Source organism: Dyadobacter sp. UC 10 (assembly GCF_008369915.1).
GTDB lineage: Bacteria > Bacteroidota > Bacteroidia > Cytophagales > Spirosomataceae > Dyadobacter.
The window spans coordinates 6195130-6208416 of sequence record NZ_VSRN01000001.1 but is presented as its reverse complement, the minus strand read 5'-3'; the positions used below and the strand labels follow the sequence as shown (position 1 = coordinate 6208416).

13 protein-coding genes are annotated in these 13287 nt (G+C 48.5%); all 13 read left to right on the top strand.

Translation table 11 applies throughout. The annotated features are described in order from the left end of the window. The first annotated feature begins 9 nt into the window (after positions 1-9). The 13 genes from FXO21_RS25720 (at position 10) to FXO21_RS25660 (ending at position 13218) form a co-directional block, all read left to right on the top strand. Positions 10-1887 (top strand): magnesium chelatase subunit D family protein, encoded by a 1878-nt coding sequence (locus tag FXO21_RS25720; RefSeq protein WP_149642773.1) that lies wholly within the window; start codon positions 10-12, stop codon positions 1885-1887. Next, a complete protein-coding gene (locus FXO21_RS25715) occupies positions 1874-3361 on the top strand; it encodes a cobyric acid synthase (RefSeq protein ID WP_225865867.1) in 1488 nt (495 codons plus the stop codon). The genes FXO21_RS25720 and FXO21_RS25715 overlap by 14 nt, the downstream gene beginning before the upstream one ends. Before the next feature lie 3 nt (positions 3362-3364). Then, positions 3365-4387, top strand: coding sequence for a pyridoxal phosphate-dependent aminotransferase (locus tag FXO21_RS25710; protein WP_149642772.1), 1023 nt, complete (start codon positions 3365-3367; stop codon positions 4385-4387). Continuing rightward, positions 4366-5307 carry an adenosylcobinamide-phosphate synthase CbiB gene (gene cbiB, locus FXO21_RS25705; protein ID WP_149642771.1) on the top strand — a complete coding sequence of 314 codons (942 nt, stop codon included), beginning with the start codon at positions 4366-4368 and terminating at the stop codon, positions 5305-5307. The genes FXO21_RS25710 and cbiB overlap by 22 nt, the downstream gene beginning before the upstream one ends. Before the next feature lie 138 nt (positions 5308-5445). Continuing rightward, entirely contained in the window at positions 5446-5988 is a 543-nt protein-coding gene (locus tag FXO21_RS25700; protein ID WP_149642770.1) for an AAA family ATPase, read from the top strand. 64 nt (positions 5989-6052) lie between these two features. Further along, positions 6053-7156: an ABC transporter substrate-binding protein gene (locus FXO21_RS25695; RefSeq protein WP_149642769.1), complete on the top strand. Its 1104-nt coding sequence runs from the start codon at positions 6053-6055 to the stop codon at positions 7154-7156. Positions 7157-7272: 116 nt separating this feature from the next. Beyond that, positions 7273-7854, top strand: a complete 582-nt coding sequence (locus FXO21_RS25690; protein WP_149642768.1) for a cob(I)yrinic acid a,c-diamide adenosyltransferase — start codon at positions 7273-7275, stop codon at positions 7852-7854. Further along, complete coding sequence (locus FXO21_RS25685; protein WP_149642767.1) at positions 7851-8363, top strand: bifunctional adenosylcobinamide kinase/adenosylcobinamide-phosphate guanylyltransferase; 513 nt, start codon at positions 7851-7853, stop codon at positions 8361-8363. Before FXO21_RS25690 ends, FXO21_RS25685 begins: the two co-directional genes overlap by 4 nt. A gap of 11 nt (positions 8364-8374) precedes the next feature. Then, complete coding sequence (cobT, locus tag FXO21_RS25680; RefSeq protein WP_149642766.1) at positions 8375-9394, top strand: nicotinate-nucleotide--dimethylbenzimidazole phosphoribosyltransferase; 1020 nt, start codon at positions 8375-8377, stop codon at positions 9392-9394. After that, on the top strand, positions 9391-10182 hold the full coding sequence (locus FXO21_RS25675; RefSeq protein ID WP_149642765.1) for an adenosylcobinamide-GDP ribazoletransferase: 792 nt from the start codon (positions 9391-9393) through the stop codon (positions 10180-10182). Before cobT ends, FXO21_RS25675 begins: the two co-directional genes overlap by 4 nt. Continuing rightward, entirely contained in the window at positions 10167-10709 is a 543-nt protein-coding gene (gene cobC, locus FXO21_RS25670) for an alpha-ribazole phosphatase family protein (RefSeq protein WP_149642764.1), read from the top strand. The genes FXO21_RS25675 and cobC overlap by 16 nt, the downstream gene beginning before the upstream one ends. 50 nt (positions 10710-10759) lie before the next feature. Continuing rightward, complete coding sequence (locus tag FXO21_RS25665; protein WP_149642763.1) at positions 10760-12031, top strand: YihY/virulence factor BrkB family protein; 1272 nt, start codon at positions 10760-10762, stop codon at positions 12029-12031. A 101-nt stretch (positions 12032-12132) separates the two neighbouring features. After that, positions 12133-13218, top strand: a complete 1086-nt coding sequence (locus FXO21_RS25660; protein ID WP_149642762.1) for a helix-turn-helix domain-containing protein — start codon at positions 12133-12135, stop codon at positions 13216-13218. The last annotated feature ends 69 nt before the right edge of the window (positions 13219-13287 follow it).

Sequence of the window (13287 nt, the reverse complement as noted above, 5' to 3'; positions counted from 1 at the left end):
TAACTGTAAATGAGTGATCAATATCCATTTTCTGCGATAGTTGGACAGCATAAATTGAAGCAGGCTTTACTGCTTTGCGCGGTCAATCCTGCGATTGGCGGGGTGCTGATCAAGGGTGAAAAAGGTACGGCCAAAACAACGGCAGCGAGAGGATTGGCGGCGGTAATGCCCTTTATGGCCGGAGACGGGTCAGAAACGACGGTTGACATTCCGGTTCCTTTTGTCGATTTGCCGCTGGGAGCTTCGGAGGATCGCGTGATAGGAAGTCTGGACATCGCGGCCATGGTGTCGGAGAAAAAGCAAAAGCTGCTTCCGGGCCTGCTCGCAAGTGCACACCGGGGGATTTTATATGTGGACGAGGTGAATCTGTTGTCCGATCATCTGGTCGATATTCTACTGGATGTGTCGGCTTCGGGGGTTAACACTGTTCAGCGTGAGGGACTTTCCGTTTCGCACCCTTCGCGTTTTGTGCTTATCGGTACGATGAATCCGGAGGAAGGAAATCTGCGCCCGCAATTTCTTGATCGTTTTGGTTTAATGGTGGAAGTGGAGGCGCAGCAGGACATTTCGGAGCGAACCGAAGTTGTGAAAAGAAGGATTGCTTTTGAGCATAATCCGGATCAGTTCCATGCACATTGGAGCGGCGCACAACAAGCTTTGAAAACGCAGATCACAAATGCTAAAAACCTGCTTCCCTCCGTAGCTATGCCGGAAGGATTGCTGACATTGATCAGCCAGCTTTGCATTGAATGGTCGGTGGCAAGCCTGCGGGCTGATATCGTGCTGTACAAAACCGCAACTACGATCGCCGCACTGGCTAATCGGAAGGTTGTAAACGCCGACGATATCCGCAAAGCAACCGGGCTGGTTTTAATGCACAGGAGGGGAAAAAAGCCTTTTGAACAAAAACAAAATGATACCCAGGCACAAACAAATGGTACACCTGAAAACCGCGATTCTCAGCCTGAAAATAACCAGATAGACCAGCAGAAAACGCAGGAAGTTCGGTCTGGAAGTAACGACAGTAGGGACGAATGCGGTGAAGGAAATTGCCCTTCCAATGCAACAGAACAGGTTTTTATGCCGGGTGTTTTTAACAAAATACCTGAAATCAATTTGGATAAAACCGTTTTTTCACCTGAATTGAATGCTGGCCGCCGCAAGAAAACGCTGGATATGCCTAAGGGTTTTCAGGTTGGTGCAGAGAAGTTTGCTGGCGGCAGTCTGGCGGTTTCGGAAACAGTGCGAAATGCGCTTGTCCGCGATCCCGACCAGCTGGAAATCAGGAGCGAGGATTTGTATCAGAAAGTGAAAAGTGGAAAAACCGGTCATTTGATCCTGTTTGTGGTCGATGCGTCTGGTTCTATGGCGGCGGGAAAAAGGATGGAAGCTGTAAAAGGAAGCGTGCTCGCATTGTTGCAGGATGCTTATCAAAAGCGTGATCGGGTAGGCGTAATCGCTTTCCGCGGCGTGGAAGCGGAAGTGCTTTTGGAGCCGACCCGCAGCATTGAATTCGCCGAGGAAACCATGAAGAGTTTGCCAACTGGAGGAAGAACGCCACTGGCTCACGCTATGAAAGTTGCTTTGGAGTTAATTCAAAGTCAACCGGTTGATACGAAACCGATGCTCATCGTGCTCAGTGACGGAAAGGCCAATGTGCCGCTTGCAGGCGGTGGCGATCCCTGGCAACAGACTTTGCAGCTCGCTGCTGCGATCGGGGAAATGCAGCTTAAATGTTTGGTTCTCGACACAGAAAACGGTTATCTGCGGCTCGGAAGGGCTGCGGAACTGGCAAATGCGCTGAAAGGAGAATATCTGTCGCTCGACGATCTGACGACTGAAACGATCACAGAAACGATCAACGCAACAATCCATGGAAGACAGTAATAACGGAAAACTGCGGCCGATTATGTTTGTAGGAACCGGCTCAGATGTAGGGAAAAGCGTGATAACAGCCGGTTTTTGCAGGATTTTTAAACAGGATGGATATCAGCCCGCACCATTTAAAGCACAAAATATGTCGCTGAACAGCTATGTCACGGCCGACGGCCTGGAGCTCGGACGCGCGCAGGCTGTGCAGGCCGAGGCGGCTGGTATTCCATGTTTGTCGGACATGAACCCGGTTCTTTTGAAGCCGACCAGCGATAGGTCCTCACAGGTGGTTTTGAACGGGAAACCGGTTGGTAATCAGTCAGCTTACGAGTATTTTATGGCAAATGACCGCCGCGAGTTGTTCGAATCTGTGAAACAGGCATTCGACCGGCTTTCAGCAAGCTATCATCCGATCGTATTGGAAGGGGCGGGGAGTATTTCTGAGCTAAACCTGAAACACCGGGACATTACCAACCTGCGCATGGCCGCCCACGCCGGCGCCGCCACTTATCTGATCGGCGACATTGACCGGGGAGGTGTTTTTGGCAGTATCTACGGGACAATTGCTTTGCTTACCGAGGAGGAAAAAGCATGCATGAAGGGCATTATCATCAATAAATTCAGAGGCGACGGGCGGTTGTTCGAAGATGGAAAACGGATGCTGGAAGACCTCACGGGCTTACCGGTGGTGGGCATGTTACCTTATTTCCGGGACATTCACATTGAGCAGGAGGATTCGGTTTCGCTCCAAGCCAAATACAGGACTTCGGTAAAGGGCAGTGTAAATGTGGCTGTGATTCTTTTGCGGCGGCTCTCCAATTTTACTGATTTCGACAGGCTGGAAAATGACCCGAGGGTCAACCTGTTTTACACCAACGAACCCGATGAAATTGCAAAAGCAGACATTGTGATCATTCCGGGCAGCAAAAACACGATTGATGATATGCTGTTTATTAAAAATAATGGTGTGGCAAAAGCGATTACGGAGGCGCATAAATCTGGGAAGACGGTGATAGGGATCTGCGGTGGATACCAGATGATGGGCGAGCGGATTATGGATCCGTATCATGTTGAAGGAACGATAGAAAGTATTCCCGGGCTTGGCATTTTGCCGGTGAGTACCACGCTGCAAGCTGAGAAAACGACCTTGCAATGTCAGTTTAGGTTTCGGGAAGAGGATGGCGTTGCGTTCGGTTACGAGATTCACATGGGTGAAACGACTGCTTCTGGCAAAGGCAATGCAGTTGCGAAATTGTCGGACGGTCGGGAAGACGGTTATTATTTAAACCATAAAACCTGGGGAACTTACCTGCACGGCGTGCTTGACAATGATCATGTGATCGCACAGGTGCTTCAATCTTACACATCGGAACGGATTGATAATGAGCTAAGTTTTGAGCAATTTAAAGAGTTGCAATACGATAAGCTGGCGGATCTGATCCGCGCAAATGTGGATATGGAATCGATTTACAAAACCCTCAAAAACTAGCGTATGTTGCACGGGCATGGAGATGATGGTTACCGGTTTGGCGGAAAGATATCGGCGGATTTTAGCACGAATGTTTGGTATGGAGGCGAACCGGAGGGGTTGAAAGCACACATTTTTGAGCATTGGGCAGACATTAACCGGTATCCTGAGGTAATTGGCGAGTCACTCACGGCAAAAATCGCCTCACATCACGACCTCGAAAAAGATCAGCTTCTGGTCACCAGTGGAACGACTGAAAGCATTTATCTCATCGCGCAGCTTTTTGCAGGGAAAAAGACAACGATCGTAACGCCGTCCTTCTCGGAATATGAGGATGCCTGCGCTACTTACGGCCACGAAATGCAGTTTTTGAGCTGGAAAGATGCACTCGAAATGCCCAGGCTGAAAACGGACGTGGTATTTATATGCAACCCCAACAATCCGACAGGCTTCACATTCCCGGACCTGCAATTCTGGCTGCGTATTAATCGCCAATGTGTGTTTGTGGTGGATGAAGCATTCATTGATTTCGCTCCGTCGGCACAATCGGTCATCGGGCTGCTCGATCAGTTTGATAACCTGGTCATTATGCGTTCGCTGACCAAGGCTTATGCGATCCCGGGGTTGCGATTGGGATATATTGTCACTAAAAACGAATGGATTGATCAGTTGCTGCGGATCAGGCAACCGTGGTCTGTGAATGCGTTGGCATTGGCAGCGGGGCATTTTATTTTTGATCATTTTGAGTCGGTTCAGCCGCCTTTTGCGGAATTGCTGGCGGATAGAGTTGATTTTGTCGCTCAGCTCAGACAGAATGAAGCCCTTGAAATTGAGGATAGCGACACCCATTTTTTCCTGGCCAAAACCCTGATTAGGAATGCCGCACAGCTGAAAACGTTTCTGATCGATAACTACCAGATCCTGATCCGGGATGCAGGCAATTTTCGTAGCCTCACCCGGCAGCATTTCAGGCTTGCGACGCTGAGCCCGCAGAAAAATCAATTATTAATTAATGCACTGGAGGAATGGACGAAGCGCTATTACTGATCGCGCCGCTGCTGATAGGCTATGCGCTGGATCTCCTGCTTGGCGACCCCGATCACTGGCCACATCCGATGCGTTTATTTGGAAATGTAATTGCGCTGGGAGAACGGAAGTTGAATCAAGGCGGATACAAAATCTGGAAAGGCGCGTTCCTGGCCATATCGCTGGTACTGATCGTGTATTTAATTTTAACGCTGTTAGATACTGTCATTATTGAGTTGAAATGGCTGTTTGTCTTGGTTAACAGTATTGGAGTTTACTATGGACTTGCCAATAAAAGCCTGATCTCGGAAGGTCGTAATGTGTTTTCGGTGCTGGAAATTGGTGGCTTGGAAGCGGGGCGCAGGCAGCTCTCCCGGATAGTTGGCCGCGACACGGCTCAATTGGATGAACAGCAGATACGGATCGCAGTATTTGAAACCATGTCCGAAAATTTGAGCGATGGCGTCGTAGCTCCGCTGTTTTACTATGCAATCGGTGGGCTGCCTGGGATGATGGCTTACAAGATGGTCAATACCATGGATTCTATGATAGGTTACCGCAACCCGCGTTATGAGCAGTTTGGCAAGTTTGCCGCGCGGCTGGATGACGCAGCCAACTTTATCCCTGCCCGTTTAACAGCCTTCCTGATGGTGTTGGTGACTGGCAGTGGCAGAGGTTTACAGTTTATTTTCAAATATGGTAGCAGCCATAAAAGTCCGAATGCAGGTTATCCGGAAGCCGCGTTGGCAGGCATTCTCAATTGCCGTTTCGGCGGGCCGAATGTGTATCAGAGCGTGCTGGTAAACAAACCTTTTATTGGGGAGAATGGGCGGATTATTCAAGTGACGGAGATTCAAAAAGTGGCGTGGATCAATCATAAGGTCTGTTTGCTAATGATCGTCCTGTCGTGCGTGGGTACTTTTTTAGTGTGCTACCGTTGACTGAAGTCAACGGTAATTGAGGTTTTTTGCTGGTGTTTTTGAATAGAAAGAAATTAGATTTTGACGGAGATATTAAAAATAAAAAGCAACGAATTCAATAGCCGTTGACTTCAGTCAACGGCAAACGAGCGAAATGGGATGAATAAGATAATAATATCCGGGGGGCCGGGGGCGGGGAAATCCAGCTTGTTGGGTGGTTTGGAAAAGGCCGGTTTTTGCTGTATACCCGAGGTTTCGAGAAAATTGATCCGTGGGCAAGTCGAGGCTGGCACCAATATGGTTCCGTGGGTCGATTTGGCTGGTTTTGCCAGGTTGTGCCTGGAAGAAATGGTGCGTGATTTTGAGTATGCTGGAAATAACGGTTTGACATTTTTCGACCGGGGCATTCCTGACATTATCGCTTACCTGCGCTTTGGCGGCCTGGATGTGGATCATGCATATTTGATAGCAGCTAAAAAATACCGTTATGCCTGCAATGTATTCGTAGCGCCATCCTGGGAGGCCATTTATGTGAATGACGCGGAGCGCTGGCAGACGTTTGCGGAAGCAAATGCCTTGTATTTTGAAATAAAAAAAATGTATACAACGCTGGGCTATCATGTGATTGAGCTGCCGTTTGCCTCCGTCGGGGAACGGGTTGAATTTACTTTAACGAAACTTGAACAACTTGAAGTTAAGTAGTTATTTATCAAGATTTTGGGTTATAGTTGTTGGAGTTGTTTTATACGCTTGCAGCACTTCTTCCATGCTTTACGAAAGAGGCGAATCTGGTTACGAAGGGCCGCCGCTTTTTAAAGAAAAAGTGTCAATCCGGCATGCGAGAGGCTTTACGATTGACTACCATAAGAATTATAAAGTCGTAAAAATCATGAGTCCGTTTGAGCGTACGACGGATACCATGACTTATGTGCTGTTGCAGCGCGGGACGCCGAAACCTGCGGGTTACCATCATGCGCAAATCATCCAGATACCCATTCAAAGTCTGGTGCCTATGTCGTCCCTGCACATTGGTTTGGTGGGCTTTCTCAATGCGGAAAACATTGTCACCGGAATGGGCAACCTGACTTATGTATCTTCCCCAAAAATCATCTCCCGCATCAACTCCGGCGAGATTAGGGAAGTGGGAAAAGACCAGGGATTAAATGAGGAACTGCTTATCGCGATGCATCCGGATCTCGTGATGGCGATAGGAAGCCCCGTCTCTAAAATAAATCGATATCAGTCACTCAAACTGGCCGGGATTCCGGTAATGGTTAATTCCGAGTGGATTGAGACCACGCCGCTTGGACGTGCGGAATGGGTGAAGTTGCTGGCGGCTTTACTGAACAAGGAAGCGGAGGTTAACCGCAAATTTGGTATTGTCGAGAAGGAATATAACCGGTTGGCCGCATTGGCAAAGCATAGTAAAACAATGCCCAGCCTGATTTCGGGCATCAATTCGAAAGATGCGTGGTTTGTCCCAAACGGCACAAGCTATGTCTGCCGGTTCTTCAAGGACGCTGGCGGAAGTTATCATTGGGCAGATACGAGAGCGACCGGAAGCCTGCCGCTGAACTTCGAAACGGTATACCCCATCGCATTAAAGGCCGATTACTGGCTGAATCTGGGAATTCTCGGCGTAAGGTCAAAGCAGGAATTGCTAAGTAAGGACCGGCGCTATGCCGATTTCAAGGCATTTAAAAACGGCAATATTTTTACCCATAACAAGAGACATACGGTCGACGGTGCGAACGATTATTGGGAATCCGGGGCTGTAAACCCACATCTGGTTTTGTCGGATTTGATTAAGATCCTGCATCCAGAGTTACTGCCGCAGCATGAAATGGTTTATTATAAAAGGGTAGAGTAACGACCTAAATCTTTAATGGGACTTTGCTTGCCACTGCCTATTCGTCGTTTTGCGGCGGCCAATTGATTCATGCACTAATTCAATCATTCGGTCATTCATTCATTGAAAATTAAAACATGAAAATCTACACGAAAAAAGGAGACAAAGGAACCACCGGCCTGTTTGGTGGAAGCAGGGTTGACAAGGACGATGTACGTATTGAGTGCATCGGAACGCTGGATGAGGCCAATTCTACGATCGGATTAATGCGTGTAAAGCTTGGTAGTGCCCATGAATGGCAGCCTAACCTGCACAAAATCCAGAAGGACCTGATGGATATGATGTCGCATTTGGCGCGACCTTCGGACGCAAAAAAAGAAAACACAAACCCGATGCCCGTTGACGGCGCAGCTTTTTGTGAAACGTGGATCGACGACCTCGAAGCTGCCATGACTTCGCCCTCTGATTATTTCCTGCTGCCGGGGGGTAACGAGGTATCTGCATTGTGCCATATGGTTCGCACACAAATGCGCCGCGGGGAGCGGAGACTGGTGTCTCTGATCAAAACAGACGAGGTGAATGAAGCGGTCCCGGCATATATTAACCGGCTTTCCGACCTTTTCTTTACCCTCGCACGTACCGAAATGGACAAAGCAGGTGTAGCCGAAGAAAAGTGGCAGCTGTTTTTATACAAGCGTTTCAAAACAGTTGAGAAATGATCATTTATATCAGTGGCGGCGCGAGAAGCGGTAAAAGCGGATTTGCCCAGGAAATGGCCCTCAAACTGAGTGAGAAACCTGTTTATGTCGCTACGGCGAAGGTTTGGGACGAAAATTTCGCCGAACGCGTTGCGCGGCACAAGGCGGATCGCGGGCCCGAATGGTCTTCGATCGAGGCGGAGCGGGATATCCATTTGCAGCCCATCGCGCGGCGAACCGTGGTTATTGATTGCATTACGCTTTGGCTTACTAACCTGTTTATCCAGTATGACGAGGATATGGAGCGAACCTTAACAGCATTCAAAGCTGATATTGATTCCATTTCAGCAATGGAAGGCACTTTCATAATCATCTCCAACGAAATCGGAATGGGTGTACACGCCGCAACAGAAATGGGCCGGAAGTTCACCGATTTGCAGGGTTGGGCCAATCAATATGTTGCCACAAAGGCAGGAGAGGCTGTTTTTATGGTTTCCGGCCTGCCTTTATGGTTGAAAAAATCAAGCTAAAAATATAAGCCATGAATTCAGAAATAGCAGAACAGATCCAGCATAAAATCGATTTCAAAACCAAGCCTATGGGCGCGTTGGGCTTGCTGGAAAAGCTGGCATTCCAGATCGCGCATATCCAGGGTACATTAACGCCGGCGCTGATAAAGCCGCATATTATTGTATTTGCGGCCAGTCACGGCATTGCAGCGAGTGGGGTAAGTGCCTATCCGCCAGAGGTTACTGCGCAAATGGTGCTGAATTTTATCAGCGGCGGCGCAGCGATCAATGTCTTTACGAAACAAAATGGCATAGAGTTGCTGGTCGTGGATGCCGGAGTCGATTTCGATTTTGGTAAAAATGAAAAGCTGATCGATGCGAAGGTGGCATTTGGGACACGGAGTTTTCTGACAGGCCCAGCGATGTCAGCGGCTGAATGTCAGGAATGCCTGCGGCGTGGCCGGGAAATTGTAGCTCATGTGCATGCGACGGGTTGCAATGTAATTGGTTTCGGGGAAATGGGTATTGGTAACACGTCCTCGGCTGCTGTGATCATGAGCAAGTTGCTGAATGTGCCGCTCGCGGATTGTGTCGGAAAAGGTACGGGTTTGAATGATGGACAGTTGTCTGCGAAACTGGCTACTTTGACTCAGGCAATGCAAAACCATGGCGATACGGGTGCGAATCCGTTGCGTGTTTTACAAACATTTGGCGGCTTCGAGATTGCGATGATATGCGGGGCGATGTTGGAGGCTGCGGAGAGGGGTATGGTGGTATTGGTCGATGGATTTATTGCTTCTGTGGCTTATTTGTGCGCTTTTCAAATGCATGCAGATCTTTCGTTACATGCTGTCTTCTGCCACGAATCCACGGAGAAGGGGCACGGATATTTACTACGGCACCTGAATGCTGAGCCAATTCTGCATGTGGGAATGCGGCTGGGCGAGGGAACAGGCTGCGCCGTTGCTTATCCGATCCTGCAAAGTGCCGTTGCGTTTTTAAATGAAATGGCAAGTTTCGAAAGTGCTGGCGTAAGCAACAAGTCGCTATGAAACAGCAAGCCACGCTTTTCTTTACCGCATTGCAATTTTATACGCGTTTCCCAGCACCGCGCTGGGTGCACTACAAACCCGAAAATCTCAATCGCGCCACCGGATATTTACCTTTAATTGGCTGGATCGTGGGCTTGGTCGCCGGATGCAGCTGGCTCGCCGGAGCGTATTTCACAAACCTGAACATCGGATTGCTGCTGTCTATGGCTGCTTCCGTTTTGGCTACAGGCGCGTTCCACGAAGATGGATTCGCTGATGTATGCGACGGTTTTGGCGGTGGCTGGACGAAAGCTAAAATTCTGGAAATCATGAAAGACAGCCGCATCGGTACTTACGGTTCGGTAGGGCTGATGCTGTTGCTCGCATTCAAATTCCTGCTCCTGCAAAATCTGGCTTTGCAATGCTCGGATGATTTCGCAATACTTATCTCGCTGTCAATCAGCGCACACGCATGGAGCAGGTTGATGCCGGTATTTGTGATTTTCACGCAACCTTATGCCAGGTCGGATCAGGATAGTAAAGCAAAACCAGTAGGCGGGGGCACGGGTCTTGACAGCATTCTGACCGGCTCATTCTTTGCATTGGTGCCGGTTTTGTTCTTTGGCTGGCATTCCCAATCGCCACTGATTTTTATCTGCGGCATATTGCCAGTTATATTGACATTCGCACTCGTGCGCTACTTCACTAAATGGATCGGTGGCTATACCGGAGACTGTCTGGGTGCAATCCAGCAGGTTTCTGAGGTCGCATTTTACTTTTCAATAACGGTACTTTGGAAATTTATCTGATCCGCCATACCACGCCACTGGTACCCGTCGGGCAGATTTACGGGTGGTCAGAAGTACCTTTGCATACCAATTCCGCAGAGGAAATAGAAGCTGTCCGGCTGAACCTGCCAGCGCAATTCGATAAGGTATATTCCAGTCCGTCGCTGCGTTGCACCGCACTGGCTACTAAAATTAATGCCGACTTTGTAATCGATCCGCGTCTGAGGGAATTGCATTTTGGAGACTGGGAGGGAAAAACCTGGGACGCCGTGGACCAGCGGACGCTGCAATTTTGGATGGACGATTATGTTAATGTCTGTGTGCCGGGCGGAGAAAGTATGCTGCAAATGCAGTTCCGCATTATTTCGTTTTGGAATGAGCTAAAAAAAGAGAGTCCAGAGAAGGTTGCCGTAATCTCGCATGCCGGGGTGATCCGGATTTTACTGGCAATCCATAATTCTACTGAGCTGAAAGACTGCTTTGATTATAAGGTCAACTTTGGTGAGATCATTGTATTGCATGAAGGCTCGCAGTCCCGCCTGGTATGATTGTTTTTGGAGAGAGGGCTTGGATAATTCCATCGACCTAACACTTCATTATGCAACGGATCAAATTTATACTCTCTCTATTAAAGGAAAGTTTTTCAGAATTCGCTGAGGATAACGTGCTCAAACTGGCCGCGGCGCTTTCTTACTATACCATATTTTCACTGGCTCCCATGCTGCTGCTGATCATTTCGATTGTCAGCATTTTTTTCGGCCGGGAGGCTTTTCAGGGTGAATTGTTTGCACAGATCAGCGGACTGGTGGGAAACCAGGCTGCGGAGCAGGTCCAGGAGCTGATCAAAAATGCGGCGATCACAGATAAATCAAATGTAGCTGCGGCGGTCGGAGGGATTACGCTGCTCATCGGTGCCACGGGGGTTTTTGCGGAAATACAGGATTCAATCAATTATATCTGGTCTATCAAGTCGAAACCGCAGCGGAGCTGGCTGCAATATCTGAAAAACAGACTGTTGTCCTTCTCCATTATTCTCACGCTCGGGTTCCTGCTGATCGTTTCACTGGGTGTAAATGCAGCGGTGGATCTGCTCAGTAACAGGCTGGAAAGGTATTTCTCGGAGGTTTCGGTCGTAATATTTTCGATTTTAAATGTAGGTCTGGTACTGGTAATCATTGCGGCACTTTTTACGGTGATTTTCAAGATACTGCCCGACGGCCATTTACGCTGGAAAGAATGCCTCGTCGGCGCTTCGTTTACGTCCATATTGTTTGCTATCGGGAAGTTCGCGATCAGTTTCTACCTCGGTCAGTCCGACCTGGGTGCAACCTATGGAACCTCCGCATCTATTGTGATTCTCCTCACCTGGATCTATTACTCATCGATCATCCTGTATTTCGGGGCCGAGTTTACAAAGGTATATGCGAGATCCGATGGCGTCGCCATTTCTCCCAACGAGCACGCGGTGCTGATTTCGCGGCATGAGGTGGAAACTGCGCACAGCGGGGGCGCAATCCCGGAACCAGCTGAAAAGGTCGAAAAAGCTGTCAAAAAAAGTCCGTTCGCGATGTTCACCAGGTTTGTCGACGATAAGCTTGACCAGATCAAAGCCGAATTCAATGCATTTGCAGCCAGAGTTGCGTCACCGGTTACCTATTACGCAATCATGGCGCTGATCGCCTTAACGATGGCGATTACGATTATCCTGCTGCTTGGCCAGTTCATTAACCGTGCGCTCGACAGTGACTATCTGGGTTACCTGATCCTGATCGGCTCAACGTTGCTGGTACTCGGTGCCAGTCTGTTTTACGGAAAAAGCGTGCAGAAATTCCTGGCTAAGATGCTTATGCGGATCAACAGGGAGGATTGATGACATTTCAGTCATAAAATTTTCGGTTTTATAATTGAACAACGCGATATTGCATTGTTTTCCCGCCTGAAAATCTAGTCTGAAAAATCGTTGTGCAGTTCATGAATATAGGTAAAGAGCTTTTATTCTTTTTCAGTGTTTTTGGTGCTTTCAACGGTCTGCTGCTCGGCCTCTATTTTTTCTTTTTTACCCGGAAAAAATACCTTGTCAACTACATGCTGGGAGCCCTGTTTTTCGCATTGAGCCTGCGTATAGGCAAATCCGCCTTCCTGTATTTCGACGGTAAGCTGCCCAGGATCTATCTGCAGATCGGGCTTTCCGCCTGTTTTTTTATCGGACCGTTCCTGTATGGTTTCGTTTCTGCGGCGGTAAAACCAATCGAAAAGTTTCCACGCAGCTGGGCCCGGGGCCTTGTTGCATTGTTTATGCTCATATTGCTCGTCGACATCAGCTGGCCTTACGCCGGATACCCCAAGCTCTGGAAAATGTACATTATCCGGGGTATCTATTTTCAGTGGTTTGTTTTTATAGTGGCAGCCGGCTTTGCAGCAAAGGATATTTTGAAAAAGTTAGTCGAACGGACCTCTCAAATGAAGGCTTCCGAGCTTTGGATCGCCGTTATTTACCTGGCTAATTTACTGATATTTTTCCTCTACTTTTCCTCGATGGTCGACGCACCTTACGCACCATATATCAGCGGGGCGATCGCTTTTTCACTGATACTTTACCTGATCGGGGCCATGTTGCTGTACCGGAATAAGACGGACGAACTTTTCCTGATACCGGCCGCGCGGCCGGCAGCCAAAAGGCTGAGCGAATCGGACGCACAGCTCTGGCTTGCGAAGTTGGACAGGTTAATGCGGGAAAAGGCGGTTTATACCAACGCCGATCTGAAACTGGGCGATTTGTCGAAGGAAATCCAGATCTCTTCCCACCAGCTTTCACAGCTATTAAATGATGAACTGGGCAAAAATTTTACGACCTACATCAACGAATTCCGGATCGAAGAAGCCTGTCGCATTCTTTCTTCCGATTACCGGTTTACCCTCGAATCGGTTGGGTATGAAGTTGGTTTCAATTCCAAATCCACTTTTTTTACAGCTTTCAAGAAATTCAAAGGCGTTACGCCTGCGGTTTACCAGCAACAGCAAGTGCAGCCGGCCTTGCTAAAACGCGGTCAGGACTAAATTTTCAAAAAGCATTTTAGGTTTCTTACCTATTTTCCAGGATATTCCGGGGCACTATAAGTTTGGTCC

Coding starts and splice junctions, on each gene's coding strand:
- FXO21_RS25720 (WP_149642773.1), top strand. CDS start 10: ATGAGTGATCAATATCCATTTTCTGCGATAGTTGGACAGCATAAATTG.
- FXO21_RS25715 (WP_225865867.1), top strand. CDS start 1,874: ATGGAAGACAGTAATAACGGAAAACTGCGGCCGATTATGTTTGTAGGA.
- FXO21_RS25710 (WP_149642772.1), top strand. CDS start 3,365: ATGTTGCACGGGCATGGAGATGATGGTTACCGGTTTGGCGGAAAGATA.
- cbiB (WP_149642771.1), top strand. CDS start 4,366: ATGGACGAAGCGCTATTACTGATCGCGCCGCTGCTGATAGGCTATGCG.
- FXO21_RS25700 (WP_149642770.1), top strand. CDS start 5,446: ATGAATAAGATAATAATATCCGGGGGGCCGGGGGCGGGGAAATCCAGC.
- FXO21_RS25695 (WP_149642769.1), top strand. CDS start 6,053: ATGCTTTACGAAAGAGGCGAATCTGGTTACGAAGGGCCGCCGCTTTTT.
- FXO21_RS25690 (WP_149642768.1), top strand. CDS start 7,273: ATGAAAATCTACACGAAAAAAGGAGACAAAGGAACCACCGGCCTGTTT.
- FXO21_RS25685 (WP_149642767.1), top strand. CDS start 7,851: ATGATCATTTATATCAGTGGCGGCGCGAGAAGCGGTAAAAGCGGATTT.
- cobT (WP_149642766.1), top strand. CDS start 8,375: ATGAATTCAGAAATAGCAGAACAGATCCAGCATAAAATCGATTTCAAA.
- FXO21_RS25675 (WP_149642765.1), top strand. CDS start 9,391: ATGAAACAGCAAGCCACGCTTTTCTTTACCGCATTGCAATTTTATACG.
- FXO21_RS25665 (WP_149642763.1), top strand. CDS start 10,760: ATGCAACGGATCAAATTTATACTCTCTCTATTAAAGGAAAGTTTTTCA.
- FXO21_RS25660 (WP_149642762.1), top strand. CDS start 12,133: ATGAATATAGGTAAAGAGCTTTTATTCTTTTTCAGTGTTTTTGGTGCT.